Origin of the sequence: Ramlibacter sp. (assembly GCF_028291745.1) — a bacterium.
In the GTDB taxonomy this organism is placed as follows: Bacteria; Pseudomonadota; Gammaproteobacteria; order Burkholderiales; family Burkholderiaceae_C; genus Ramlibacter.
Genome location: NZ_JAQGNQ010000095.1, coordinates 18,018 through 42,722, shown reverse-complemented (window position 1 = coordinate 42,722; position 24,705 = coordinate 18,018). Strand labels below are relative to the sequence as shown.

General features: G+C 65.4%; 18 protein-coding genes. 10 read left to right on the top strand and 8 right to left on the bottom strand.

The window, feature by feature from the left end; all coding sequences use genetic code 11:
• Positions 1-251: RNA-binding protein (locus tag JWP60_RS17950; protein ID WP_299794481.1), on the top strand; the 251-nt coding region annotated here is incomplete at its 5' end.
• A gap of 224 nt (positions 252-475) precedes the next feature.
• Here the strand turns inward: JWP60_RS17950 and JWP60_RS17945 are convergent.
• On the bottom strand, positions 476-1,516 hold the full coding sequence (locus JWP60_RS17945; protein WP_299794478.1) for a hypothetical protein: 1,041 nt from the start codon (positions 1,514-1,516) through the stop codon (positions 476-478).
• Positions 1,517-2,736: 1,220 nt separating this feature from the next.
• Between JWP60_RS17945 and JWP60_RS17940 the strand changes: the two genes are divergently transcribed.
• A complete protein-coding gene (locus JWP60_RS17940) occupies positions 2,737-3,630 on the top strand; it encodes a hypothetical protein (protein WP_299794475.1) in 894 nt (297 codons plus the stop codon).
• Between the two features lie 10 nt (positions 3,631-3,640).
• On the top strand, positions 3,641-4,351 hold the full coding sequence (locus tag JWP60_RS17935; RefSeq protein ID WP_299794473.1) for a lipase secretion chaperone: 711 nt from the start codon (positions 3,641-3,643) through the stop codon (positions 4,349-4,351).
• Positions 4,352-5,028: 677 nt separating this feature from the next.
• On the opposite strand, the gene JWP60_RS17930 is transcribed toward JWP60_RS17935, so the two are convergent.
• Complete coding sequence (locus JWP60_RS17930; RefSeq protein WP_299794470.1) at positions 5,029-6,117, bottom strand: hypothetical protein; 1,089 nt, start codon at positions 6,115-6,117, stop codon at positions 5,029-5,031.
• A 1,728-nt stretch (positions 6,118-7,845) separates the two neighbouring features.
• Here JWP60_RS17930 and JWP60_RS17925 point away from each other — a divergent pair.
• The gene (locus JWP60_RS17925) at positions 7,846-8,058 is read left to right on the top strand and encodes a hypothetical protein (protein WP_299794467.1); all 213 of its coding nucleotides are present in this window, start codon (positions 7,846-7,848) and stop codon (positions 8,056-8,058) included.
• 13 nt (positions 8,059-8,071) lie between these two features.
• Here the strand turns inward: JWP60_RS17925 and JWP60_RS17920 are convergent, their stop codons facing one another.
• The 3 genes from JWP60_RS17920 to JWP60_RS17910 all read right to left on the bottom strand — a co-directional run bounded on the left by JWP60_RS17920 (position 8,072) and on the right by JWP60_RS17910 (position 9,822).
• Positions 8,072-8,572 carry a C40 family peptidase gene (locus JWP60_RS17920; RefSeq protein ID WP_299794464.1) on the bottom strand — a complete coding sequence of 167 codons (501 nt, stop codon included), beginning with the start codon at positions 8,570-8,572 and terminating at the stop codon, positions 8,072-8,074.
• Positions 8,573-8,897: 325 nt separating this feature from the next.
• Positions 8,898-9,044: a hypothetical protein gene (locus tag JWP60_RS17915; RefSeq protein ID WP_299794461.1), complete on the bottom strand. Its 147-nt coding sequence runs from the start codon at positions 9,042-9,044 to the stop codon at positions 8,898-8,900.
• Between the two features lie 235 nt (positions 9,045-9,279).
• On the bottom strand, positions 9,280-9,822 hold the full coding sequence (locus JWP60_RS17910; RefSeq protein ID WP_299794458.1) for a DinB family protein: 543 nt from the start codon (positions 9,820-9,822) through the stop codon (positions 9,280-9,282).
• Between the two features lie 183 nt (positions 9,823-10,005).
• Between JWP60_RS17910 and JWP60_RS17905 the strand changes: the two genes are divergently transcribed.
• Positions 10,006-11,067 carry a dienelactone hydrolase gene (locus JWP60_RS17905; RefSeq protein ID WP_299794455.1) on the top strand — a complete coding sequence of 354 codons (1,062 nt, stop codon included), beginning with the start codon at positions 10,006-10,008 and terminating at the stop codon, positions 11,065-11,067.
• A 346-nt stretch (positions 11,068-11,413) separates the two neighbouring features.
• Here the strand turns inward: JWP60_RS17905 and JWP60_RS17900 are convergent, their stop codons facing one another.
• Together JWP60_RS17900 and JWP60_RS17895 are read right to left on the bottom strand one after the other, a co-directional pair.
• Positions 11,414-11,941 carry an ankyrin repeat domain-containing protein gene (locus tag JWP60_RS17900; RefSeq protein ID WP_299794483.1) on the bottom strand — a complete coding sequence of 176 codons (528 nt, stop codon included), beginning with the start codon at positions 11,939-11,941 and terminating at the stop codon, positions 11,414-11,416.
• A gap of 147 nt (positions 11,942-12,088) precedes the next feature.
• On the bottom strand, positions 12,089-13,567 hold the full coding sequence (locus tag JWP60_RS17895; RefSeq protein ID WP_299794452.1) for a catalase: 1,479 nt from the start codon (positions 13,565-13,567) through the stop codon (positions 12,089-12,091).
• Positions 13,568-14,049: 482 nt separating this feature from the next.
• On the opposite strand from JWP60_RS17895, the gene JWP60_RS17890 reads away from it, so the two are divergent.
• Positions 14,050-14,205 (top strand): hypothetical protein, encoded by a 156-nt coding sequence (locus JWP60_RS17890; RefSeq protein ID WP_299794449.1) that lies wholly within the window; start codon positions 14,050-14,052, stop codon positions 14,203-14,205.
• A gap of 45 nt (positions 14,206-14,250) precedes the next feature.
• Here JWP60_RS17890 and JWP60_RS17885 read toward each other — a convergent pair whose 3' ends face one another.
• On the bottom strand, positions 14,251-15,603 hold the full coding sequence (locus JWP60_RS17885; RefSeq protein WP_299794446.1) for a DUF1302 family protein: 1,353 nt from the start codon (positions 15,601-15,603) through the stop codon (positions 14,251-14,253).
• Here JWP60_RS17885 and JWP60_RS17880 point away from each other — a divergent pair.
• The 4 genes from JWP60_RS17880 (at position 15,542) to ribB (ending at position 24,675) form a co-directional block, all read left to right on the top strand.
• Complete coding sequence (locus JWP60_RS17880) at positions 15,542-18,862, top strand: aminotransferase class III-fold pyridoxal phosphate-dependent enzyme (protein WP_299794443.1); 3,321 nt, start codon at positions 15,542-15,544, stop codon at positions 18,860-18,862. The two genes, JWP60_RS17885 and JWP60_RS17880, sit on opposite strands and share 62 nt — an antisense overlap.
• A gap of 49 nt (positions 18,863-18,911) precedes the next feature.
• Positions 18,912-20,723 carry a fatty acyl-AMP ligase gene (locus JWP60_RS17875; RefSeq protein WP_299794441.1) on the top strand — a complete coding sequence of 604 codons (1,812 nt, stop codon included), beginning with the start codon at positions 18,912-18,914 and terminating at the stop codon, positions 20,721-20,723.
• Positions 20,724-20,746: 23 nt separating this feature from the next.
• Positions 20,747-23,887 (top strand): efflux RND transporter permease subunit, encoded by a 3,141-nt coding sequence (locus tag JWP60_RS17870; protein ID WP_299794438.1) that lies wholly within the window; start codon positions 20,747-20,749, stop codon positions 23,885-23,887.
• Between the two features lie 89 nt (positions 23,888-23,976).
• Positions 23,977-24,675, top strand: coding sequence for a 3,4-dihydroxy-2-butanone-4-phosphate synthase (ribB, locus tag JWP60_RS17865; RefSeq protein WP_299794435.1), 699 nt, complete (start codon positions 23,977-23,979; stop codon positions 24,673-24,675).
• Positions 24,676-24,705: the final 30 nt, after the last annotated feature.

Below are 24,705 nucleotides of genomic sequence, written 5' to 3'. Positions count from 1 at the left end.
TCATGATGGACCGTGAAACCGGCCGCTCCAAGGGCTTCGGTTTTGTCGAAATGGCGTCTGCGGAAGTTGCCGAGGCTGCCATCAAGGCGCTCGATGGCATGTCCGTGGATGGACGCTCGATCACCGTAAACCTGGCCCGCCCTCGTGAGGAAGGCCGTGGCCCGGGCCGCTCCGGTGCAGACGGTTTCAAGGCCACCAATCGAGCGGACGTTGGCTATGGCAATGGCGGCTACGGCGGCGGTCGTTACTAACACTGGACGCCATGCGAATGGACCGGTCGGTGCCGAGGTAATCCGTCGCATGCCTGGTCTCTCGATCCGGTCGCGCGAAAGCGTCGGGTGCAGATGCAGCCCTTTTTCCCGCGACGGCGGCTCCTAGCCGGGAAACAGCCCTGCCCGACATGACGGCGTGGGTGGCAACCCGAGGTGCGCGCGAGCGCAGCGCCGAACTCCGCGAGTCCAACCGCGGACTTTTCCTAGCTGCCCCGGTACTGCAGCCAGATGTTGTAGTTCGGCAAGCCGGCCGTGTAGCCCGTTACGACGTCCGGGCCATGCGCACCGACACGGGCCCCAAGGCCGCTCGGGCGGTGTTCGATGCGGACCCCGGGGTCCGGCCAGTGAAGCCACGCGTCGGACGTGGTGCACACCAACTCGCGCCACATGCGGTACGACAGGAACGCGAAGTGAGAGAAGCCTTCCTTCCGATTGCGCATGGTGTGCGGGTCTTCGAGCCCGTCGCGACCCGACGGCCAGAATTGCCGATCTGGCGGAAAGTGTCTGTATCCGTAGTCCATGCAGCTCCACAGCTCGAGGCCCCGGTGCGGGACGCTGCGGAACGTGAAGAACACGTTCTCGTCCGCGTAGGTGTAATAGACCTCCAGGCCCGTGATGTCGCCGTCCTTATCCCTTCGAACCCCGACACGAGACGGAAAGAAGACGGCGCGTGCGTCGTCTCGCACCAGGTAGGGAACGTCGCCCTGGAAGCCATCCAGAGGACTGTTTGCCGCAATGTATGGGACGTGCCACGGCTCGACGTAGGCAAGATGGAGGTTGGCTTCGCATGCAGGCTGCGGATGGTCGATATAGCGCCACCCCTTCGGCTCGGGTCGGCCGAGCGGAGACAAGCACGGTTCCGCGAGCGCGCGCTCGCCGTCCATGCCTGGCTTGATGTCCTTCTCGCCCCTGAACAAGCGCTTCCACTCCGGCTTCCATGCGCCGCCCCACCAGCCGCCAGTTGCCAGCAGCGAGAAACGGCAGCGGGGTACCAGCAGCTCCGGCCAGCTGAGAAGCGCGTCCGTCAGGAAGTCGTCCAATCTCCGCCAAAGCCCGTACGAAATGCTGTCGCCAAACTGTGCGTAGTCCAACTCCACAAGATTCCCCCGGCCTCGATGCGGGCTGATGTTGAAACGCACAGGAAGCTGGATCTCTGCGTCGCGGTACTCACCAACGTAGGACTTCGTGTCTCCGAGCCAGTCCTCCCGGGTTGCCACCAGCTGTTGGCCGGTGAGAAAGTTCATGATCGAGCGGGGCGAGTCCCCGTAGTGATACCACCCGTACTTCTTCAACTCCACGCTCCCTTCACGGCACCCGCGACGCGGGTGATCACAGGTACAAGTCATCCGCATGCGATCGAGCCGACTGTCGTGCCAGGTTCTACCGCAGGACTTCAGTTACTTCATCACGATGGAACAGATCAACAAGGCAGCGCACGCGAAGGAAAAGACCCAGTTCGCCAGAGTCTTTGCCCGGCAAACCGGAAGCGGGACCAGCGCCAGCAGCGCGCCAATTGCCACCGTAGTCGCACCCTCAAACTGCGCGCGAACTCCGTGACTGCACACCGATTGGCCGCGCCTCAAGTGGCAATACTCGGCGGTCCAGACGCCGACTCGCGTTTGTAGTCGATCGCCACGGATGCAGTTATAGCGAGTCCTCCAAGTCAGCGGAGCGCGGCAGCACGCTGCAAGAGCCTTGACGAGCCAGGGAGGTGCGCTACCAGGTCCAGCGATGTGGCGCCGTCCTTCTCAACGCGTGTACGCAATCGCCTGGGTAGGAATCCGCGAATTCGGCCAAATCACTCGCGACGTTTTCTGATCATGGTACGGGATATCGCAATCAGCGCATTCAGGGCCGCTTTTGGCCGGTTGCGGCCATAGCCTATTTTGCTGTGAGTGCGACACCTGCTCGCTTTCGCGCGCCCAGGAAGAAAGCTGCGCCATAGGCCACGGGTACTGGAAATGCGAAGACTGCGAGTCCCAGACTGACGGCAATGAAGGTGACCCACAGCGCAACCGCAGGGACAACGGCCCCCACAGTGATCGCGCAAGCGAGAGCATTTCCGAACAGCCGTCCCAGGATAATTCCGAGGCCTTGGGCGAATCGAGCGTCGGGCGCAGCGAACGCCTTTGCAGGTGGCGCATTCAGTTGCGGCGAGCGAAAGAGGCCTCTACCGACCGCGAGACCGCCCAAGGCGTTGCGGACGTCACCTCGGACATCCCGATTGTCCGCACCAATTTCCGAGGCCCGACTGGCATCGAGGTGAGCGCCGTGGTTAGCGGAATGGAACGCAGCAGGGCGCTATGCGCAGACAGGCTGTCAACTGCGAGACATCCTCGCGCGGCGGTTTTCCACGGATTGCCGCTCGATGAGTTGAGCCGTGATGGCATTCCCCCATGGCGGTGGCCACCGGCTTGCGCTTAGATATCCGCTCCTACAAGGGAATCAAACAAAGGAGACAAACATGGTGAGTATCGGGATCCTGGTCCGGCGTGCAATATGCGCAGCCGCCCTCCTGGCCGGCAGTGCATTCGCGCAGACGGCCCCCTTCAGTGACACCTACAGTGGCGCACCTGCAGGCGGAGGGAGCTGCAACAGCACCTACAACATCGCGGGTGTCGAGCCGGCCGCGACCGGCACTTATCCGGTGTTCGTGTACATGGTCGGGACCAGCGAGACCTACAACAACGCGTCGGCGACGGAGGCGGTGAACCGTATGGCCTCCAAGGGCTATGTGGCTGCCACGATCCAGTACGGCAGCAGCGTGTTCGGCAGTTGTTCTGCCATCGGCTCCAAGGCATCGTGTGCCTTCAACCCTGCCAGCGCCGCCAGCGCGGTCAGCAAGCTGTGCGGGCGGGGCAAGGCTGACTGCAGCAAGGGGATCGTCGTCGCCGGATTCAGCCAGGGATCGATCATGGCCATCCTCGCGAAGAACTACGACGGCCGGGTGCAGGCTGCATACGGGCTGGGCGCCGGTGTGCAGTACTCAACCTACGACCTCCGCGCCTGCGTGGCGAATGGCAACCGGACGCTGCCGACCTCGCGCTTGCGTGCCGTCGACGGGGAAGTCGACAATTTCATCGGACCCACTGCGACCAACGTGCGCTCGCAGTTCCAGGAGCTCACCGGCATGAACTGCGGAACCGCTGCCTATGGCTGCTTGGCCAGCAACAACAGCGGGTGGATCATCGTGCACAACGCGCAGGTCGGTGACGGTTCAGCGGACCACTGCTACATGCGACAGTCCGGTGGCTGCCTGGGCAGCCAGAATTCGCTAGACGCCGGGTGGAAGAGCGGTGTGCAAGACTGGGAACTGGAGACCAACCTGAACTGGTTGACGACGTTCACGACCAAGTGAGGTACGCGCCGTGCGTTTCACTGCCATCGCTTGCACGTTTGCGGCTGTAGCCGCTTTGCTCGCGGGCGTCTGGTACAGCGCGGCCTCCGATGTCCCGCTACCGGCCGCAGTGCTTCAAGCTTCGCTGGTGGAGGCGGTGGCGCTGCATGGTGGCAACGGCGTCGCGGGCACGCCAGCCCCCACTGCCTCGCCCGCCGACGTGACCGCACCGATTGACCCGCCCAGCACCGTAGCGGCGCCGTCGCAGGTGCTGCGGCGTGCCCTGGTGCGTGAATTCGCGAAGCTCGGAGATGTCCCGCTGGCGATCCTCGAGCAGGAACTGGCGCGTGAGTTCGCCAATGGAGACCCTCTACAGGCGCAGGCGGCGGCGGCATTGGCCAGCAAGACGATCGCGTTCCAGCTCGAGGCCGATGGTCTGCAGCGCGCTATCGATACCGCAGGAAATCCACAGGCGCTGCGCGTCCACGTGAAGCACCTGCAGGATCTGCGCGCGCGAAGCTTCACGCCGCAGGAACGCGCGGCCCTGTTCCCCGACGACGATGCCTACGAAGAGCTCCTCGTGGCAAGGCTTCAGCTGCGGCACGAGGTCAGCCCCGACGACGAGGAGCAACAGCGCCGCCTGGCGGAGCTCGAGGCGTCGGTCAGTCCAGCGCTCCGGGCCGTGGAACGCGAGCGATCAGGCATCGTGGAGCAGGCGAGCGAAGCGATATCGAGCCGCTAGTCACTTCGATGGCGTAAGCGTGGAGAACAGACGATCAGGCAACCGAGGCCGCAGGCAACCACCGCGCGGCGATCTGCAGCAACCAGGATACGGCGGCTTGTGGCCGGGAGCAGCCATCTCATGCTTTTCCAGCAGCGGCGAAAGAGCTCTAGGGGACCGAGCTTATCGGCCCAACCCTTCGAGATCTACCGAAGAACGCAGCACCCGCACCAAGCGCCGAAATTGGCATCGTCACTGCTGCTCTTCCAGCGGTTTATAAATCGGCAGACGATTTGAAGGTTTCCGGGAGCGTAGTGGCCGTTGCTGTCGGTTCGATCCAGGGAGCATTGCAACTCGCTGTCCTGCACCTCTCCTGGATACTGGAGCTTCAGGCCCGAAATGGCACACAGCCCGTCTTCATCGTGCAACATGTCGATCAGGTATTCGCGGAATCCCTCGTCAGAGTCGAATCCAAAATCCTTGTTCTTTACTCGAGTCAACACCTCCTGGCGTTTGATCGCAATGCAGTCTCTCGGGCCTGAGCTGCCATGACCGCCGCAGCTGCTTCGATGCGATTCAGTACGGTTCCACGTGCTGCAGGTCGCCGCTCCTGGAGGTCTGACGCCGCCATGTCGCACACGACCACCAGCCCTCCGCCGCTGGGAGGGGCGCGACCTATTCGCCTGCCGGCGCCCCCTTCAGGGTTTGGTGAACACGACCGAGCCGTTCACCGCGTAGAGACGGCAGCCCGTGCCGCCGGCCCGCGTGCAACCCGCCAGCGCGCGTTCCGTCGGGTCGCTGGGCAGGGTCGGGTCGGACGAACGCAGTCCGTATGCCGACCACCAGTAGCCGTTGGTGCCGATCGCGAACGCGCGCGGTGTCGCACGGGTGAGCCACTCGCGATAGGCCGCGCGGCCGCGATCTGACAGCCAGGGCATCGCGTCGACATCCTCGATCGCGGCATAGCCGGTGGCGATGAGGGACGGCGGCGGCCTAAGCGCGCCGGGGCTGGGCGCGGCGGCGGTGGCCGGCGGCGTCGCCTGGGCGGCCGCCGTGCCCGCCTTCGGGGCCGGGCCCTCGGCTTCCCAGACGATCTGGTCGTTGACCGCATAGAGCTTGCAGGTCGCGTGCGCGCGCCGCTCGCACAGCGTCAGCGCGCGCTCGTTCGGATCGTTCGACAGGGACGGGTCGTTGCTGCGGCCGGTCCAGGCCGCCCCGAAGCCGCCGTTCGGGCCGATGGCGAAGGCGCGCGGGTGCGGGCGGTTCAACCACTCGGTGTAGGTCTCGCGCCCCTTAGCCGCCATCGGCGGCAGCGCGTCCAGGTCCTTCAGCTCCGCGTAGCCGCTGGCGCTGGGCGTGCCGCCGGGACGCGGCAGCGTGAAGTTCGTGGTGCGGCCCATGACGACGCGCACCCGCTCAGGGTACTCGTACGCCGCCCCGGTGTTGTGGTCGATCACCGCGCCAATCACGCCGCCGACCAGGATATTCCCGTACATCGCGGCACGCGTGCCGGATTCCACGATCACGACGCCCTCCGGCAACGCCGCGCGCCGGCAGCGCACCTCCATTGAGTGGTTCGAGCGGTGCACGACGACCTCGCCCGGCGTCCGCACGACCCAGCTGCCGCGGTCGTTGGTCAGCGTGCATTCGGCGGTGTCCACCGCCGCGCCTTCGGTCGTCTGCGCCTGCACGTGCACCCGCTGTGAGTCGCCGCCCGTGACCGACGCACAGCCGGCCAGCGCCACGGCCAAGCCGGCCGCGACCGGCCGCATCGTTCTGTGAAGCATCTCCTCTGCCCTCCCTCATGGATGAGCTCTCATTGTGGTGCACCAAAGGACGCATGTCACATGCGTGCCAGGCGAACGCCGAGGAATACCGGCGTGCGACCGGTTCGGCCATCACGCAAGTGTCGGCACGGTGGTGCAGCTCGTGGACGTGCGAGCGCGCAATCCACTTTTTTCGGCGGCGTACCCAACGGCTTCCTTGAGGATTGCGTTTTCCAGGGTCTTCTTGCCCAGGACGCGCTGCAGCTTCGCGATCTCCGCGCGCGCGGCTGGCCACTTTTGCGGGGGTACTCAAACCCCTAGCCACTCCTCGATCGCCTGATGCGGCCGTTCTAGAGTGTACGTTTGTGCAAATGCACCCGTTACCCCACCATAAGCCGACAACTCGCCTTTGAGACGCGTTCGCTGCGAGATTCACAAGAAACTGTGCCGCTCCGCGCTCCGCGTCGCTTAATTCGCCCAGCTCCGGGCACCGCATTCTCGCTGCGTGGAGCGCAGCCCGGTTTATGTCGGGGAAGCCGAGGGTGCTTGGACGACCCAGAATTAAGCAGAGGCCGGCGAACAGGCAGGCGGCCTGGAAATAGCCATCGATTGACTGAGGCGCAAACCACCCGAGGGGTTTCACCATCCAGTAGAAGAATGCGGCAGCAAAGAGAACAAAAAGTAGCCACGCCCAGAAGGCGACCACGCTGGGCCTTGCAGCCGTTGCGATGGCTAACGGCTCCGGTCCACACGTGCAGCTTACATGATGGAGCAAGCTCAATTAGGCACGGCAGCTTCGAGATCTCACGCCAGTCTCGGTTCCCCGACGCCGTCCACCCAGCTCTCCACGCACGGTGGCTTGCGGCCAAAAGCAGCAATCACCGGGCGGTGCAGGCGATCTGAGGCGACTGAGAGCGGGCTCGCATGAATTGCCATGGCATCATTGCCGCCGAATGACGCAGCAGAACCGAGTCGACCCGTGGGGCGCCCTGCAAGCGGTGCCGAGTCGTGGCAGCCTCATGGGCAACCGAGGCATCCTCCACGACCATCAAGGCAACATCGTTCGTAAGTGGGCATCGTCAACATGGGTGACATGCGTCTTGAACTTTCGCGGGCGAACCTCGCCTGGCGTATTCAGACCAGGGCACTATTCGAAGCTGTTCTTTCTGGACGAGGCCACTGCGTTCGCCGCAGGGCATCGTCCTTGCGGAGAATGCCAGAGGGCACGACACTTGGAGTTCCGAGACGCCTGGAAGGCGGCGAACGTTCCCGAAGATCGGCTGGAGCGATTCTCTTTGTCAGCCCTGGATCGCCAACTGCATGCAGAGCGCGCATCTAGGACTGCGTCGAACGGGAAGGTGACGTTTACCGCGCCTGTGTCGGAGCTCCCCTTCGGGGTGCTTGTCGAATGGGCTGGTGACGCCTGGCTCGTAGCGAGCGCGACCGAGGTACGCCGTTGGTCGTTCGAAGGCTACGACAGGCCGGTGGAGGCACCCGCTGTAGCGGTAAGCGTGCTGACGCCTGCATCGACGGTGAGGACCTTTGGGCGGGGCTTCCGGCCGCGAGTTCACCCGAGCGGCCTCTGAGATCGTGAACGTGCGGTGCGTCTAGGCGGCTATGGGCCGGGAGCGGAATGCGGTGATTCAGACGCCAGGCTGCCGTCGCAGGCTGCTTCCGCATGGATTCACGGACTGCCTACCTTCAAGGCTCCGCCAGGTGTAAGCTGGCCGCCCAGTCCACGAGATGGCCATGAACATCCGTCCATTCCTGGCCGTCGCGGCCGCCCTGATCACGGTCGGCTGCTCATCGCTGCCGCAGGGCAATCCCATCGCCGCCATGGAGGCGGATCCGCAGTGTTATCCGTACAGAGCCTTGTTCCAGCAGCGCTCATCCATCGGGCTGCAGGACGAGTGCACGCGACGCATGGGACCAGCCTATTGCGAGCGATGCCTGGTTCAGTAGCGAGCCGCGAAGCTCAAGCCCGACGGAAATCGAGAAGACGGGTCTTCCAATACCGCTCGTTGAAGCCGTTCAGGCGAACGGTTCCTCCCGTGCTTGGCGCGTGCACGAAGCGCGACTCCCCTGCGTGGATTGCGGCGTGCGACGGAGATCCACCTTCGCCGAAGATCAGCAGGTCCCCTGCGCGCAACGCACCGGCGCTCACGGACTGCCCCCAGCGGCTGATCTGTGCCACGGTTCGCGGCGGTGCAATCCCTGCCGATTGCCTGTACACGTAGCCAATCAGGCCGCTGCAGTCGAACCCGGCCTCCGGCGTGTTTCCACCGTAGCGGTAGGGCGTCCCTACGAGGCCCAGCGCCATGAAGGCCGCTTCGCTGGCCTGCAGGTCGGACATCGGTGAGAGCCGTGGAACGGAGGCTTCCTGGCTGCCGTATTTCGCTGGCGCGGCACAGCCGGCCAAACCGGCCAGCGCAAGCCACCCCGCGCCGGCGACGAGTCCCCGCCTGTCAAAAGTCATGCTGGCGATCGTACGTCCATCTCTCGTCAGGGCGAAGTGCATGCCGAATCGCTCGCAAAACCAACTTGGCGCGCTCCTCCTAAGCCGCTCGTGTCTGGCGACCCGTGAAGCCCGCCGAGCCGGGCTTTTTCGGGGGAAACTCAGGCCGCTCCAACCAACACCGGCGAAGGATGCGCTGAACACCTCGTTGCCGTGCGTCCATTCGAGGAGCACCCGGCTGCGCACGACTACGCGCGCGCAGCGCATCCCTCTCCTTCGCGAGGCCGACGACCTGCCCTTGCAGCTCTTCGACTTTGTTGCGCAAGGCGCCATCACCAGACCGGACCTAGGCGTGCTCCCGGTCCTTGAGTTCGGCGAACCGGACGTTGTCGCTGCTGATGCCGTCGAGGTTCTTTTGCCCGGCCATTCCTATCCCGATCGTGATCGCTATGTCGACTTGCGCTTGCGTGTTCGCGTCTGGACTGATCTTCATGTGGCCTCCAGGCAATACCTCAGCTTCCCGCTTTGAGCGCGGACAGACTTAGCCGGCGCGCCGCCGCTTGCCTGGCGTGCCAGTCGCTCGAAAATGTCTTTCCCTCGCAAAGCCATGCAGGCAGATGGCGTGCATGCGGTGTCCTCCTTAAGCGGCACATCATCCTGGCGGCGGCGACATGTCGTGTCGCATGCAAGGCCAATGCTGCTCCTGGCCGGGAGCAGGCATCCAGGGTTCAGGCCAGCGCGATGATGTCCGTCAAACCCACGTCCACGCCAGCCTGCGAGAGCAGCGTCGTGACCTGGCCGCGATGGTGCGCCTGGTGGTTGAAAAAGTGGGTCAGCGCCTGCCAGGCGGGATGCTCTCGCAGAACACCTTTGGTGTTGCTGTACCGGATGTTCCGGGTGAGGAAATGGGCAGGCATGTCCCGCACCCACGCCTCGATCGCGGCATCAAGCGCTTCTCGCGCTTTGCGCAACTGTGCCCATTCTTCGTGAATGACGGCGCCATGAAGGGCACCTGCGGGCAATTCCAGCAGTTCGGAAGTCAGTGCAGGGAAAGAGACGCCTTGCGCTGCGAACCGTCCTAGCCACAAGCGGTCCGCCCACAGCAGGTGGTTCAGGGAAGAGCTGATCGAACCGAAGAATGCGCCGCGATTGCGGCGACGATCCGCATCGGAAAGCTGCTCACACGCATCGAACAGGCGGCCATTGAACCAGCGGTTGTACTTGGCGAGGAACTGGTAGTTCGCGACCAAAGCGTGACCAAGGCTGTCCATGCGGCATTCTGCCTCGGGGCGCGCACTCCCCTCATGTCCGCTTCCGACCTTTACGGCCATTTTCTGCATCCGGCGCCGTCCGAGACCCATTTCGTCGCACGGCCAGCGACGGCGCGCGAAGGGCCTGGATACTCCGTTTGCGCATCCCCCCGGCAGCGCCGCCAAATCCGAAAGGCATCCACCATGCTCGCCCGCTCCACGTTTGATTTCCGTGCCCTCCCCTTGGTGATGGCAGCAGCCTGCTTGTCGCTGCTGCAGCCTGCCGCCAACGCCTCCGAGGTGGGATTTCGCCGGATGACGGTGGCCGCCAGCGCGGCGAATGACAAGCCGGCGCACTTCGCGCTCTATTACCCGACGCCTGATGCGGCCCGGTTGATCCCCATGGGGCCGTTCCCGCAGACAGTGGCCATCAACGGAGCACCGGAGACGAAATTCAAGGGCCTCATCTTGATAAGTCATGGCACGGCCTCCGTCGATCTTGGCTTTGCCACGCTGGCGCAAGCGCTGGCGCGCGACGGCTACCTGGTTGCCAGTGTCGAGCACGTGGGCGATACCTGGCAGGACCAGTCGATGCGTGCCACGCCGCGGCGCTACTTTGCCGAGCGGCCGCGCCAGGTATCGCGCGTGATCGACACGTTGCTCGCCGACCCGCAATGGAGCCCTGGCATTGCCCATGGTGCCGACGGGCGCCCGCTGATCGGTGCACTGGGCCATTCGGCTGGCGGTTACACGGTACTGGCGCTGGCAGGCGGCAAGCCGGTGCTCTCGCGCATGCGCACGCATTGCGAGACCGAAGCGGAGCTGGACCCCGTCCTGTGCAACATGAGCCGCGCCACCGGCGGCGCCTCAGTGCAGGCAAGCGCCACCGCGGACGGGCAGGAAGAGCCAGTGCAGGCCGATCCACGAGTGCGGGCAGTGATGGCGTTGGCGCCGATGGGGGTGGCATTCAGCGCGTCGTCGCTGGCATCGATCACCGTTCCGGTGGCTATTTACGCTGGCGAAAAAGACACCTTTCTCGTGCCGCGCTTCCACGCGCAATGGGTCATGCAGAACATGCGCGGCGCCAGCACAACGCTGCAACTCGTGCCCAATGCCGGACACTACGCGTTCATGGACACGCCGACGATGGATCTACCCTCACCGGACGGCAGCGTGGCCAGCGACCCGAAAGGCTTCGACCGGCCTGCGTTCCTGGACCGCCTTGCACAAGAGTCAATCGCGTTTTTCGAGAAGAATTTGCGATGAATGTGAGCACGCCGCTGGGGATGCCCAATCGACGCGCGCTCTCTGTCAGGTATTGGAGGTCGGAGTAGTACGTCTGCCTGAGACGGATCACGATGTCGACGTCGCTGTCCGCAAAAATGTTCGTTTCGTTCCCGTACGATCCCTGGAGGAAGATGTCGAAGTCCTGCGCGTCGAGAACGTTTGAACGAGGACCTCCCGGCAGTGGTCGGCAACGCGGTCGACGAGATCGGAGATGCGGCAGGGGGCGCGGCGCTGTTCACGCTTGCAATGATGATCGCGCAGAGCCCGGTGCGGCTCGGGCGCTATGTGCTGGCGAATCCCGCCCTGAAGAATTCGTGCACCCTCGCTAATGCGTCGCACCGACCGTGCGCAAAGCCTCCGCAGCCGTCGTGTTGCGCTGCGCGATCGCCATCTGCAGGGGCGTGCCGCCGCGCGCATCGACGTGGTTCGGGTCGGCCCCGCGCGCAACGAGCAGCGGAAGCATGTCCAGCCGCCCGAAGAGCGCGGCAAACGCGAGCGCGGTTTCCCCGGCGTTGTTGGTTTGGTCGATGTCGCAGCGCGTATCCAGCAGCATCTTCGCGATGCCGGTCTCGCCCTTGAACAGCGCACCCATCAGCGCGCTGTTGCCGTTCCTGTCGGCGGCGCAGGCGTTCGCGCCCGCCGACATGAGGAGCTTCAGGGCATCCGGATGCGCGTTGTACGCGGCAAGAATCAGCGCCGTGTGGCCTTCGGGCGTCGCCGTCTCGAGCGCAAAGTGGGCGTCGAGCAGCGCCTGCAGGATGTCCACGCGGCCCGCTCGCGCCGCGGCAAACCACTCATCGGCATACTGCGCCACGCCCGTGCCCTCGGAACGGGAAGAAGCGCCCCCCGGCATGGGCTGGGGTTGCGCGGCAGCCGCCAGGGCCAGCGCTCCCACGGCAAGCACTGTCACTGCGCGAGCGACGTGGCGCAAGGCATGAAGGTGTCGCATCCCGTTCTCCGGCAAGGGGGCAGGCGTGAATGAAGACCTGCGGGCCGTCGATCAGTTGTCCGCCAGGCGTGCCGCCGCGCTCTGCACACGGGCTGCGTCGGCGTGCGTCGCGCGGGCGAGACGCGCGCCGTAATCCGCATCGGCCTTGTAGAAATACGAGAGCATCGTGTACTTGTTGGACTCGTTCCTGACGCCGTTCAGGTCAGCCGACAATGCCGTGACGAGGTCGGCCTTGCCCGCTTCCGACAGGGACCGGTAGTACTCGCCGGCCTGGCGGAAATCCAGCGGCTTGCTGATCGGCGCCAGCTGCGTCGTGCCCGTGAGCGGGGTCCGCAGGTACCTGTACTTGTCCTGCGCGCCGAGCTCGTTGATCGTCGAAGGTTCGTAGTTCACTTCGCCCTTGCGGTCGCCTGCGTTCATCGCGCCGTCCTGGTTGAAATTGTTCACCGCCACGCGCGGGCGATTGATCGGCAACTGCTGGTAGTTCGCACCGATCCGGTACATCTGCGTGTCGGTGTACGAGAACAGGCGGCCCTGCAACATCCGGTCCTCGGAGGGCTCGATGCCAGGCACCAATCGCGAAGGGTCGAACGCCGATTGCTCCGTCGAGTCGAAGTAGTTGTCGGGAATGCGGTTGAGGGTCATCGTTCCGACGTTCTGCTCGGGGATGGTCGACGGCCACACCTTGGTGTCGTCCAGCGCGTCGAAATCGAACCTGGCGAGGTCCTGCGGCGCGAGCACCTGGACGTACAGGTCCCATTGCGGAAAGTCGCGCGCCTTGACCGCGTTGTAGAGATCGTCGGTCATCAGGTTCCAGTTTGCACCGATCGAGGGTTTGACGTCCTGCGCCCGGATGCCCTGCAGGCCCTGGTGGCTCTTCCAATGGAACTTCACGTAGTGGACTTCACCCTTGGCATTGACGAACTTGAACGCGTGCACGCCGAAGCCGTCCATGCGGCGATACGAGTCCGGCATCCCCACCAGGCTGTACAGGCGCGTCAGCATGTGGGTCGCTTCCGGCGTGTTCGCGAAGAAGTCGAACGCGAGGTTCGGGTCCTGGACACCCGTCACTGCCGACGGCTTGTTCGCGTGCACGAAGTCCGGGAACTTGATGGCGTCGCGAATGAAGAACACCGGGTGGTTGATGCCGACGATGTCCCAATTGCCTTGCTGCGTGTAGAACTTGACGGCAAAGCCGCGCGGGTCGCGTGCCTGCTCCGGCGAGCCGCGATAGCCCATCACGGTGGAGAAGCGGACGAACACGGGGGTCTTCGTGCCGGGCGCGAAGACCTGCGCGGTGGTCAGCGAACTGATGTTCGCCGTCGGCACGAACTCGCCGAAGATGCCGGTGCCGCGCGCGTGGACGACGCGCTCGGGGATCCGCTCGCGATCGAAGCGCTGCAGCTTCTCGATCAGGTGGGAGTCCTGCAGCAGCACCGGACCCGAGGGTCCCGCCGTCTGCGAATTCTCGTTGTCGCCAACGGGTGATCCGCTGTCCTGGGTCATGTCCGCAGCTTGCGCGCTCAGCATGACCAGGACGCCGGCGAGCAAGCTCGCGACACGTGAAGTTGTGGCAGTTGTCTTGCCCATGATGGGTTCAGCCTTTCAGAGGTTTCGCGGGGAGGTTGTCGGTGCTCGCCAGATTGGCGACCGGCGCCGACGCCGCGATGACATCCGGCGCGTCGGGCGTTACGGCTGAAACGGGCGGAGTGAGGGCACGTGACTGAATGGGCGGGAGATGCTCTTCCATCGGCTCGCGCCCAGTTACGCCTGCAATGGCGCGCCCGGATTGCGGAATCGAATTGCCACCCGTTCCGGCCGCCGGGCCGGCGCTGCTTGGCAATGCGCCCTATTAGGCCCCGGGACTGCTACTTGGCACTTCGATCCACTACCGGGCGCTGGACGATGAGACGCAGTGGGTCTGCTTTCAGCATGAACGCGGCCAATGGCGCTTGTCCCCTGTGCCGGAGCCTTATGACGGCTGGGATGAGACATTCGCTCCCAGCGTCGCCGTGCCAGGTGGCCCCGGCTGGCTGCGCGTGGTCGCAAGGGCATCGGAGATCGGCAGCGATCCGGCCGTCGCGGACACGCGCGACAAGCTGGGCATCTACAGCCGCACGGGCCTGCTCACGAGCGGCGGAGGCGCGCCGCTGCCCTCGCTCGAATGAGCAGATTGGCATTGCAGCGCAGGGGCTCACCCCCTGCGAGGATGCTCAAAGTCCGTATTTCATCTCGACGTAGAAGGCCGAGTTGTCGCGCAGGCGCCCATAGAAGGTGTTTGAGCCGCCAGCGAACACATCCACTCCGACGGTCAGCTTCAGCTGGTCGTTGATCGCATAGATCACCTTCGGCCGCCACACCTGATCGCCGCGGGTCAGCGAAACCACCGCCGCGAGTTCGGCTTCGAGCGTGTTGTTGAACCACTTGTCCGACAAGCGCAGACTCAGGCCGTGCTCGAAGCGGTCGCGCTGGTTCACCGTCAACGCGCTTTGCACCGCGATCTCACGCAGCAACGGATCGCCGATGCCTCCCGGGTCTTGGAAGTTGCTGATATGGCGCAGGTAGTACTGCACATTGACGTAGATGCCGTTGTCGAATGTGCGGTCTGCGCCGGCGACGCCATAGAAGAAGGGTTTCTTCACGAGTGGCCGCATCACGGGGTCGTAGCTCGTCCAGGTATACGCCGCCTCGCCCCGCAGCCCCCACGGCCCCGCCACCGTTGCGACGTCGCCCCCGAACACGCGGATGCGATGGTTGCGCAGCGCCAGGTCCGCCGCGTTCTGGTTCACCCCGAGAAAAACCAGATCGGGATTCACATCGAGGCCGTCGTAGAACGATAGCGACCCTTCCCAGCGCGTGCCTGAGCGTTCCAGCTTGAATGCTGCCCCTTGTCCGTCCGGCACTTGCCGTGCGACGTCGACGCCCGGCGTGTGGGGGATGGGAATCACGTTGGAACGGAAGCTTGGCAGCCAGATGGCCGTCATCGCGTAGTCGCCGAAGTGGTAGGTCAGGCGCGCAGCCGCGGTGCCCAGTCGCTGGTCGTCGCTCTCGGGTGTCAGCAACGTGAAGTCGCGCGGACTCAGGTTGTCGGTCGGGTTCAATTCGTCGGCACGGCCCCACGCGATGATCTGCTGTCCGACGCGCAGATCGACGGGGCCCGATCGCACGTTGATGTAGCCCTCGCGCAAATGGCTCTGGCGTCGGCCTCCGTCGTCGCGCGACCATCCTTCCAGCGTCATGGTGGCCGCGTCGCCAAGCTTCGGCGCGGCCCGCAACCACACCGACGCGGCCCCGAGATTCTGCCGGTCGTCCAGCTCGCGCGATGAACTGAAGTACGCGCCCCGCAACGACCCGCTCGCGTTCAGCCACTCGCGCAAGCCGGTGCGGCTCTCGTCCTCGGCGGCCACCGCACTTCCTGCCACGCAGCAGGCCAGCACGGCCAGCTGCCAGCGAAGCATCGTCCGCCCTTCGCGCGCCGCACGCCGCCTCCCTCTGTCTGCGCGCGTGCAGCGCGGGTGCTGCAGCGGCTGTCCGCGGCGGTCGAGGAATTCGGGTTTCGCGATCATGGCGCCGAAATATAGCGCCACTCCCTGCGGGGATCCTGCGCGGCCGTGCGGCTTGCGCTGGCAATTGAGCAGCACGCATGCGCCACCGAAGCCGTGGCCTGCGTCGATCGCAAGTGAAACGGGCAGCGCACCAAGCGGCCAACGCTCCTGCGCACCTCTCGTTGTGCGTAACCCGATCGGTCGATCGTCTTTGCGATGGCGTCGCCTAGAGTTGGCTGCATCGGGAAAGCACGATCCCACCTGCAGACAAGGAGCACGCAATGGTCCCCGTTTCCTACAAGAGCGCAGCTCGGCCAGTGCAATACCTTCCGCCCGCGCAAGCGCGGGACCTGTTTCACGCAATCAAGGCGGCGATCGTCGCCAGGTGCGAGGTGATCCGGAAGGCCCAAGAGGCAAGCAGCCAGCGGCACCACCCCTCCTTCACTTCTTCGGAGCATTGCGCGTGAACATGATTGCAAAGTCGAGAAGCGACGTCGTCGCCTGGCTCACCGCTTACGTCCACGAGCGCCACCAGGCGGCGTGGGCCGGCGATCGGGTGGCGCTCGCCGATTTCGGCATCGACTCGCTGTCAGCGGTCGACCTCGTGTGCGCACTCGAGCGCTGGCTCGGCATTCCCGTGCCGACCGATCTTCTGTCGGGAGTGACCGACACGCACGGCCTGCTGCAGGCGATCGCAGACCTGCAGCGGCGCGCTGCCGAGCGCCTGCCGAGCGAAAGGGCATGGGAGAAGCACGTCAACCCTTACCTCGCGGCGAAGCTGAAGCAACTCAAGATCGACCGCACTTTCGTGCGCGGCGAAGGCGCTTACCTGTTCGACCAGGAGGGCCGCCGCTATCTGGACTTCATGGCGCAGTACGGCGCCTTGCCGTTCGGCCATCACCCGCAGGAGATCTGGCAGGCGATACAGGCCTTGCACGCCGACGCCGAGCCCGTGTTCTGCCAGCCGTCGATTTCGCATTCATCCGGGGAACTGGCAAAACGCCTGCTCGAACTGGCACCGCCCGGCCTGCGCTACGTCACGTTCTCCAACAGCGGTGCCGAGGCAGTCGAGGTCGCACTGAAGCTGGCGCGCCAGGCCACCGGCCGCATGCGCATCCTGTCCACCCACCGCGGTTTCCATGGCAAGACCTTCGGCGCGCTGTCGGCCACCGGCAATCCCGACTACCAGGCGCCATTCGGCCTGCCGTTGGACGGTTTCGACAAGGTGGGCTTCGGTGACATCGCCGCGCTCGAAGCTGCGCTGGCCTGCCGCCCCGGCAGCTACGCCGCCTTCATCGTCGAAGCGATCCAGGGTGAGGGTGGGGTGCGCATGGCGGAGCCGGGATACCTGCGCGCCGCCAAGGAGGTCTGCGCACGACACGGCACGCTGCTGGTCGTCGACGAAGTGCAGACCGGCCTCGGGCGGACGGGCGCGCTGTTCGCCTGCGAGACCGAAGGAGTCGAACCCGACATCCTCACGCTGGCGAAGGCCCTGGGCGGCGGCCTGGTTCCCATCGGAGCAACGCTTTGCAGCGAAGGCGCCTACGGCGAGCGCTTCGCACTCAAGCATTCCTCGACCTTTGCCGGCAATGCACTGGCCGCGCGCGCAGGACTCGCCACGTTGGACCTGCTGACGCGCAACGATGGCGCCTTGCTGCAAAACGTGCGCCGTGAAGGCCAGTACCTGCTCGAACGCTTCGAGGCGATCCGCGCACGCCATCCCTGGCTGGTGAGCGAAGTGCGCGGCCGCGGGTTCATGCTCGGCATCTCCTTCACGACCGAGCGCGCGCCGTGGCCGGAGAACTTCCTCGGCATCGCCGCGCAAGAGGGTGAACTGGCGCAATTCGTCGCCAGCTACCTGCTCAATGTGGAGAACGTGCGGCTCGCGCCGACATTGAACGGCGGCAACGTGCTTCGGGTGCAGCCGCCCTTGAATGCGACGCACGAGCAATGCGTGATGGTCGCCGATGCGCTCGCGCGCACGGTCGACGTGCTCGCGTCCCGCCAGACGGGCATCTTCTACCGCGCCATCCTGCGGCGCGAGGCGCCGCCGGCCCTGCCCGCGCCGGCGGCGGCGCCCTCTTCGCCGGTGCCGACCGCGGACGACGGCCGGGCGACGCGCTTCGCCTTCCTGATGCATCCGCTGGACGAAGCCGGCTATGCCGAATACGACACCAGCCTGGATTCCCTCGAACGCGACGAATTGCGCGAGTTCTCGGAAAGCATGACGGGATTGCTTGATCCGGTCGTCGGCACGACGGTTGACATCGAATCGGCGACCGGTGCGCGCGCACGTGGCGACTTCATCATGATCAGCCACACCGCCGCCCAGCTGAAGCAGATGCCGCAGAGCGAGGCGCTGGACGTGCTCAACAAAGGCGTCGCCCTGGCACGCCGGCGCGGGGCTTCGATCGTCGGACTGGGCGCTTATACGTCCGTGGTCAGCGGCGGCGGTGCAAGGCTGGTCAACCCGACGGTCAAGCTCACTTCGGGCAATTCGTACACCGTGGTCTCCGCGATCGAGGCGCTCGACCTCGTGGTGCAGCGCCACGGCCATCGCTGGGACGAGAGGACGGCCGGTGTGGTCGGTGCCGCCGGCGCCATCGGCGCATGCATGGTCATGCTGCTGTCCGAACGGGCGCCCCGGCTGGTGCTGATCGGCAACCCGGCGCACGAGCCCGCGATCGGCCGGGAGCGGCTGCTCGCCATTGCCCGCTCCATGGTGCGCCACGCGCTGGCCGATCCATCGCGGGGCGTCGAACCCGCGTCGCTGGCGGCGCAGATCGTCGAGCACAGCGCATCCGGCGCCACTCCCGAAGAAGTGCTGCTTGCGCTGGAAAGCAGCGGACGGCTGATCCTGACGGCCAGCATCCAGGCCGCGGCGATGGCCGACGTGATCGTTGCCGCCACCAGCTTTCCCGGCCAGCTGTTCAACCCCGACCTGATGGCGCGCAACGCGGTGATCTGCGACGTCTCGCGGCCGCGTTCGATCGGCGAGTCGATCCTGCAGCGACGGCCCGATGTGTTGGTGATCGACGGCGGGATCGTCGCACTGCCCGGACGGCCGCGCATCGGACCGTACGGGCTCGAAGACGGCACGTCGTACGCCTGCATGGCAGAAACGATGCTGCTCGCGCTCGAAGGCGATCCGCAGGACACGAGCCTGGGCCACGCGCTCGACGCGGCCGAAGTGCAGCGGCAGCAGCGGCTGGCCCGCAAGCACGGCTTCTCCCTTTCAAGCCTGCGCAGCTTCGGGCGCCCGGTAAAGCTCGAAGCCTGACCCCCGCCGCCTCGGCGGCTCCTGATTTCTCAACGGACGGTGACCCGACATGCCCAACCACGCCCCTGCTTCCCTGCTCGTTCCGGAATGGCCCTATGCCTGCGCAACCCTCGTCGAGGTCGCGCACGCGCATGCCGCCCGGACACCCGCGCAACCAGCCTACACCTTCGTCGACTACGCGACGGAGCGGGCGTGCGAATCCACGCTCACCCACGAGTCGCTGGACCGGCGCGCGCGCCAGATCGGGGCGCTGCTGCAGATGCACGGAAGCCCGGGGGCGCGGGTCCTGCTGCTGTATCCAGGCGGGCTGGACTATGTGGCCGCCTTCTTCGGCTGCCTGTACGCGGGAATGGTTGCGGTGCCGGCCTATCCGCCACTGAACGCGCGGCTGCACACGCGGCTGGGTGCCGTGGCGCAGGACTGCCACGCCAAGATCGCGCTGACCGATGCACCCACGCTGGCGCAGATGGGAGACCTGACGCGGCTGTGCCACCCGCTGGCCAGCATGCAATGGTTCGCCACCGACGGCGCCCTCGACGGCCTGGAACATGCCTGGCGCAAGACCGCCATCGATCGCAAGCAGCTCGCCTTCCTGCAATACACGTCGGGCTCGTCGGGCACGCCCAAGGGCGTGACGGTCACGCACGGCAACCTGATGGCCAACGTGCGCGCGATCGCCGAACAGGGCCAGTATGTGCCGCAGGACCGGTTCTTCTCGTGGCTGCCGCCTTATCACGACATGGGACTGATCGGCGCCATCCTGTCACCGTTCTGCGCCGGCATGCCGGCGGCGTTCATGACCCCGCTGACCTTCGTGCGCCGGCCCTCGCGTTGGCTGCGCGAGATTTCGACGCGTCGTTGCACCATCAGCGGTGCGCCCAACTTCGCCTATGAGTTGTGCATCGAGAAGGTCAGTGACAGCGAGATCGAGGAGCTCGACCTCTCGTCCTGGCAAGTGGCGTTCTGCGGCGCGGAGCCGATCAAGCTCGCCACGCTGGAGCGCTTCGCCGAGCGCTTTGCCGCGTGCGGCTTTGACAGGCGCTCGCTGTATCCCTGCTACGGCATGGCCGAGACGACGCTGATGGTGACCGGCAAGCAGCGCCGCGACACCTTCAAGGCGCGCATCATCGACAAGGAAGCCTACGCCCGGGATCAACTCGCGATCGTCGCCAGCGCCGAGGACCATGCAGCCGACCGCGCGCAGGCCATCGTCTGCTGCGGAGCGGCGGTGCCGGGACACAGCGTGGCGATCGTGGATCCGGTCACGCTGGCCTCCCTGCCGGAGGATGCCGTCGGCGAGATCCTGGTGGCCGGCCCTTCGGTGGCCGCGGGCTACTGGCAGCGCGAGACCGAAACCCTGGCGAGCTTCCGCGTCCGCATCGACGGCCACGAGGGCGAGTTCCTGCGCACCGGGGACCTGGGCTTCCTGCATGGCGGCGAGGTCCACGTCAGCGGACGACTCAAGGACCTGATCATCGTGCACGGCGTGAACCACTATCCGCAGGACATCGAGGACACGGTGAACCAGTGCCACGAGGCCATCCGTCCCGATTGCGGCATCTGCTTCTCGATCGAGCACGAGGGTGAAGAGCGGCTCGTCGTGGTGCAGGAAGTCGGCCGCCGCGACAAGGAAAACGGCCCGCAGATCATCCAGGCCATCCGCGATGCGATCGCGAACCGGCACGACATCCATCCGCATGCCGTCGCACTGGTCGAAAGGGGCAGCATCAACAAGACCACCAGCGGAAAGCTCTCGCGGCGGCCGTGCCGTGAAGACTTCCTCGGCAACGAGCTGAAGGTCGTCACCCAGTGGACCAGCGCCGTCGTGGCACGTGGCAACGGCGCCGTTGCGACCTTCTGAAGCAACACCTCCCGGAGCAGAAATTGAAAACTTACGCGCATTGGTTGTTGCGGGTCCGCTGGTGGGTGATCGCGGTCATTTCGATCATCACCGCCGTGCTGGGCCTGCTTTCGCCGCAGTTGAAGGTCACGGTGGATCCGTCCGCGCTGGTCCCGAGCAGCAGCCCGACGATCCAGGCCATCGACCGCATCAACGACCGGTTCGGCTCCAAGTACATGGTGCTGATCGGCGTCACGCCGAAACACGGCGACATCTTCCAGCCAGCCGTGCTGGAACGCGTGCAGCGCATGACGGCGAAGCTGGCCACCCGGCCGGAGGTGGTCCAAAGCAACCTCATGAGCCTGGCCGCGCCGCGGGTGCGCAACATCGCCGGCCACGCGGACGGCTTCGATGCCTTGCCCTTGATGGACCGTGTGCCGGCGAACGGCAGCGAGATGAGCCAGCTGAAGGCGGCGCTGCAGGCCAACCCGGTGTACCTGGACACCATCGTCTCGAGGGACTTCAAGACGGCGGCGATCCTGGTGGAGCTCAAGGAAGGCTTCGACGGCGTCGACAAGCTCCTGGCGCCCATCACGGCCATCGCACGCGCCGAATCCGGTGCGGACGTCGACATCGCCATGGGCGGCAACCCGGTCTTCATCGCCAAGTCAGAGACCTTCGGCCGGCGGATCAACCTGCTCTTCCCGCTCGCAATCCTCGTGATCGGCCTGCTGCACTTCGAGGCCTTCCGCACCAGGCAGGGGCTCATCCTTCCGCTGGTCACGGCAGTCATGGCGGTGGTGTGGGGGATGGGGACGATGGGCCTGCTGCGCCAGTCGCTGGACATCTTCAATTCGCCGACCCCGATCCTGATTCTCGCCATCGCGGCCGGCCATGCCGTGCAGCTGCTCAAGCGCTATTACGAGGAATACGAGCGCCTGCGTGCCGGGGGCACGGCCCCGCGCGAAGCCAACGTCGGTGCCATCGTCGGCTCGATGGCGAGCGTCGGCCCCGTGATGATGATCGCCGGAGGGGTCGCCGCGCTGGGCTTCTTCTCGCTGATCGTGTTCGATATTCCGACGATCCGCTCGTTCGGCATCTTCACCGGCGTGGGCATCCTCAGCGCGGTGCTGCTCGAGATGACCTTCATACCGGCCGTGCGCTCGCTGCTGCGCCCGCCGTCGGACAGCGACCGCTTGCGCGAAGCGGCCACCCGGATCTGGGACCGGATCCCGGCCCGGCTCGCCGACCTGGTGGTTCGCCCGTCGGGCCGCCGCCTCCTGTACGGGCTGTCCGCCGTCGCAGTCGCGCTGATGGCGTTCGGCATGGAGCACGTGGTCGTCGACAACAACAGCAAGAACTACTTCTCCAGCGGCCTGGACATCCAGCACGACGACCGCTTCCTGAACGGCCGCCTGGCGGGTACGAACACCTTGTACGTGATGGTCGAGGGTTCGGGCGAGGACGCGATCAAGGACCCCGGCGTGCTCGCCTCCATCGAACGCCTCCAACGCCACATCGAGACCCGTCCGGAGGTGGGGAAGACGCTGTCGATCGTCGATTTCCTCAAGCGCATGAACCGGGCGGTGCACGCCGACGACGCCGGGTACGACGCCCTGCCGACGGGCCGGGACCTCGTGTCGCAGTACCTGTTCCTGTACGCGATCTCGGGTCAGCCCAGCGACTTCGATGCGTACGTCGACGACCACTATCGCTCCGCCAAGGTCACGGTGTTGCTGAAGACGGGCAGCAACGCCTATGTCAAGCGGCTGGTCGCGGACCTCGATCGCTACGCCAAGGCGGAATTCCCTCCGGGTGTCCGCGTCTCCTTCGGCGGCGACACCGCGATGACCGTCGCGCTTTCGGACGCCATGGTCTACGGCAAGCTGCGCAACATCCTGCAGATCTGCGTGGCCGTGTTCCTGATTTCCGCTCTGGTTTTCAGCTCGGTGCTGGGCGGCCTGATCGTGCTGCTGCCCGTGCTGCTTTCGATCTTTGCCGTATTCGGCGTGATGGGCCTGTTCGGCATTCCCTTGAACATTCCCAATTCGCTGATTTCCGCGATGGCAGTCGGCATCGGTGCCGACTATGCGATCTACATCCTCTACCGCTTCCGGGAACAAATCATGATGCAAAGCAATGTTGAACAGGCCCTGCGGGCCACCCTGGGCTCCGCCGGCAAGGCATGCCTGTTCGTCGCCACCGCGGTGGCAGGCGGCTACGGCGTGCTGGCTCTCTCGTTCGGATACAACGTGCACCTGTGGCTGTCGCTGTTCATCGTTGTTGCGATGATCGTCAGCGCGCTGGCCTCGCTGACGCTGGTTCCGGCCATCGTGCTGTCGCTGCGGCCCGCGTTCATGTTCGGCGCGTCCCTCAAGCGGATGGCGCTGGCCCGGCAGGTGTTCATCAGCGTCGCCGTATCGGCGGGCGTGCTGCTGATGGTCCCGCGCCTGTCCCATGCGGAGACGGACGAGGCCGCCCTCATGCAGAAGAGCGTCGATGCCATCAAGGTACGCGACTCCGATTCCAGCGCCACCTTCACCCTGACCAACCGCAACGGTGAATCGCGTCGACGCACGACCTCGAGCTACACCAAGCTGCAGCCCAACGGCAGCGACAACATGCGTTTGGTGAAGTTCCTGTCACCGTCCGACATCAACGGCACCGCCACGCTGATGGTCGAACATGCCGATCGGGACGACGACCTGTGGGTCTACCTGCCCGCCTTGAAGAAGGTCCGGCGGCTCGCCGCGGCCAACAAGAAGGACAGCTTCGTCGGCACCGACTTCAGCTACGGCGACATGATCGGCTTCAAGGTCGGGGAGTGGACCCACCGCCTGGTCCGCGAGGAGCAGGTGGACGGCGTCCCGTGCGACGTGATCGAGTCGCTGCCGAAGCAGGAATCCGTCAAGACCGACAGCGGCTACTCGCGGCGCCTGACCTGGGTGCGCAAGGACACCTTCGTCGCGGTGCAGATCGACGTCTGGGATGTCGCCGGCCAGCCGCTCAAGCGGATGACTTTTGCCGACCTGAAGCCGGCCGGCTCCGCCGGCAAGTGGCAGGCGATGCGCATGAGCGCCGCCAACCTGCAGACCGGTCACAGCACCGTCATCGAGTACACGAAGTTCGAAGCCGATCGCGGGATCGGGAACGAGTACTTCTCGCCGCGCTCCCTTGAGCAATGAAAAGGGAGGCCGCGCGCACATAAGCACCCGTTCTCACCCTCACCCACTTTGTCTTTCTTGACCCAACCGTCGAACCCTCAGGAAACATCATGAACTGCAACGCACTGAACACCCACCTCCAGCAAGTCATCCGGCGTACCGAGCTCGCCCTCGCCGCCTATGCCAGGGGCGAATTCGTCCTGGTCTCCGATGACGAAGATCGCGAGAACGAAGGCGACCTGATCATCGCCGCCGACTACGCCGACGCGATCGCCGTCAATTTCATGATCACGCACGGCCGCGGCCTGGTGTGCCTGGCGATCAGCCCGGAGATCGCCGCCCGCAAGCAGCTCAAGCCGATGGTCGAACGCAATGGCGACCACCTCGGCACCGCGTTCACGGTCAGCGTCGATGCGACGACCGCGCACGGCGTGAGCACGGGCATTTCCGCCAGCGATCGAGCGAAGACGATCGAGGTCGTGATCGGGCAGCAATACGGCGCTTCGGATCTCCAGGCTCCGGGACATCTGTTCCCGCTGATCGCCCGTCCCGGCGGGGTGATCGAGCGGCAGGGCCATACCGAAGCTGCCGTGGAGCTTTCGCGCCTGTGCTGTCTGACGCCGGCCGGCGTGATCGTCGAAGTGATCAAGGCCGACGGCGAGATGGCGCGCAGGCCGGAGCTGGAAGTGATGGCACGCGCGCACCGCCTGCAGTACCTGACGATCAAGGATCTCGTCGAGTACGTGCAGTGGCAGCGGAATGGCCAGGCGGAGCGCGAGAACGAGCTCGAGCAGCTCAGGGTCGCCTGAGGCGCGGCGAGGCCGAAGAAGAACGGGGGA

Coding starts and splice junctions, on each gene's coding strand:
- JWP60_RS17945 (WP_299794478.1), bottom strand. CDS start 1,516: ATGAACTTTCTCACCGGCCAACAGCTGGTGGCAACCCGGGAGGACTGG.
- JWP60_RS17940 (WP_299794475.1), top strand. CDS start 2,737: ATGGTGAGTATCGGGATCCTGGTCCGGCGTGCAATATGCGCAGCCGCC.
- JWP60_RS17930 (WP_299794470.1), bottom strand. CDS start 6,117: ATGCTTCACAGAACGATGCGGCCGGTCGCGGCCGGCTTGGCCGTGGCG.
- JWP60_RS17925 (WP_299794467.1), top strand. CDS start 7,846: ATGAACATCCGTCCATTCCTGGCCGTCGCGGCCGCCCTGATCACGGTC.
- JWP60_RS17920 (WP_299794464.1), bottom strand. CDS start 8,572: ATGACTTTTGACAGGCGGGGACTCGTCGCCGGCGCGGGGTGGCTTGCG.
- JWP60_RS17915 (WP_299794461.1), bottom strand. CDS start 9,044: ATGAAGATCAGTCCAGACGCGAACACGCAAGCGCAAGTCGACATAGCG.
- JWP60_RS17910 (WP_299794458.1), bottom strand. CDS start 9,822: ATGGACAGCCTTGGTCACGCTTTGGTCGCGAACTACCAGTTCCTCGCC.
- JWP60_RS17905 (WP_299794455.1), top strand. CDS start 10,006: ATGCTCGCCCGCTCCACGTTTGATTTCCGTGCCCTCCCCTTGGTGATG.
- JWP60_RS17900 (WP_299794483.1), bottom strand. CDS start 11,941: ATGCCGGGGGGCGCTTCTTCCCGTTCCGAGGGCACGGGCGTGGCGCAG.
- JWP60_RS17895 (WP_299794452.1), bottom strand. CDS start 13,567: ATGCTGAGCGCGCAAGCTGCGGACATGACCCAGGACAGCGGATCACCC.
- JWP60_RS17885 (WP_299794446.1), bottom strand. CDS start 15,603: ATGATCGCGAAACCCGAATTCCTCGACCGCCGCGGACAGCCGCTGCAG.
- JWP60_RS17875 (WP_299794441.1), top strand. CDS start 18,912: ATGCCCAACCACGCCCCTGCTTCCCTGCTCGTTCCGGAATGGCCCTAT.
- ribB (WP_299794435.1), top strand. CDS start 23,977: ATGAACTGCAACGCACTGAACACCCACCTCCAGCAAGTCATCCGGCGT.